At 30.0% G+C, this 1,548-nt stretch carries 1 protein-coding gene; it reads right to left on the reverse strand.

The annotated features are described in order from the left end of the window. Positions 1-223 precede the first annotated feature (223 nt). Entirely contained in the window at positions 224-1,342 is a 1,119-nt protein-coding gene (locus tag BXY80_RS13850; RefSeq protein ID WP_120202952.1) for a hypothetical protein, read from the reverse strand. Between the last annotated feature and the right edge of the window lie 206 nt (positions 1,343-1,548).

Consider the following 1,548-nt stretch of genomic DNA (forward strand, 5'->3'; position numbering starts at 1 on the left):
TGGTTTAACCCCTAAGATGGAACACATTTACTTTAAGGACGGGAGTGCGAAGCACGAAGTAATTAAAGTTCGCCTTTGGCGAATGTGTTCCATCGGTTTTGTGTATGGCTCGTTGCGGAAAATCAACTATGATTTTCCGCCGTAACCGAAAGATAGCAAATTGCAATGAATTCCGATTAGGAATTCAGCCGCAATGATCTATACACGTTGTTGTAATGCGTTTTTATTCGTAATATTCAATTTCTCTTGTCCAAACAAATAGTTTTTCGCCATTAACTGATTTAATTTGTTTTGTCCAATTATTTTGTTTGTCAAACTTATATTTAAATTCGACAACAACAGGTTTGTTCTTTTCGGTATAAATTAGTTTTATAATGTTTCCTTTTTTGTCATAGAAATATTCCGATGAACGATTGTTATCTGGATATTTTGTAGAAATAACAGTCTCTTTAATCTTTCTGTTCTGCTCGTTGTATTTATATTCTCTGTAACTATTAATTGTATCTCTTATGTTTACGACTTTTTCTAAAAGTCCATTTCTATGAATATTTTTTACTTTTCTTGATAGTTTTGAAGGCAGATTATCCGATGAATCATAATTGTAGTAATGAGTTTCTAAAAGATTGTTATTATTATCATAAAAGTATTTTTCACAGATTTTATCGAGTCCTATACTATCTCTTCTGGAAGTTGTTGACCTGCCTTTTTTGATATAAACATATGGTTTGTGAATTGATTTAGATACTTTTCTATTTTTTGAGTCGTATTTGTATTTCCAAGAAGCAAGTTCTCCATCTTCATCAAATCTTTTGATTTCAATTAAATTTGATACTGAATCTCTGACATATGCTGTATACGAGTATAAATTTGGGTCATCTGAAGCGTAGTAAATTGTAGACCTTATTTTGTTTTTATAATCATAAGTGTAATTTCTACAAGTATAATCGTTAATCTCAAAAATATCTTTTTCTTGAATTAGATTATCTTTCTTGTCGTATTTGTATTTATAGGTCGTGACTGTATCTCCATCTTTATAAAACCATATTTCAGATGTTGGTTTTCCTTTTTTATTGAATTCCTTATAGTAGTTGGAATAATGAACAAAAGGTGTGTTGTACCACCAATTATGAAACCTGCTTTTTGTGAAACGAGCACTTGAAAATCCATAATGACCATAATCTCCTTCTGTGCTAAATAATTTCATGTTCTGACGGTCTTTGTCAAGGAAGTTTAATTGCTCTCTTACTGATTTTACTTTTCCATAAATAGTATCCTTTTGTTGACCAAAAGAAATTGAAAAGAAAAAAAGTAGTAAAAAGGTTATGAGGATTGTCTTATTCATTGTGGTTGATTTTCGACTAATTTATTTCACTTTTTAATGATTCAAAAGTGTAAATGAGTGAAGTATTCTTTTTGATTGGTGAAATTGTTTATTGGTTTAGTCAAATGCATTACAACTTAGGGGTTAAACGTAGTTCAGCTATGATAACGAAGATACAATAAAATGGATAACAATTCTATGATAAGCCTCTTCCTTATAAAATCATG

Source organism: Ichthyenterobacterium magnum (assembly GCF_003610635.1).
Classification (GTDB): Bacteria; Bacteroidota; Bacteroidia; order Flavobacteriales; family Flavobacteriaceae; genus Ichthyenterobacterium; species Ichthyenterobacterium magnum.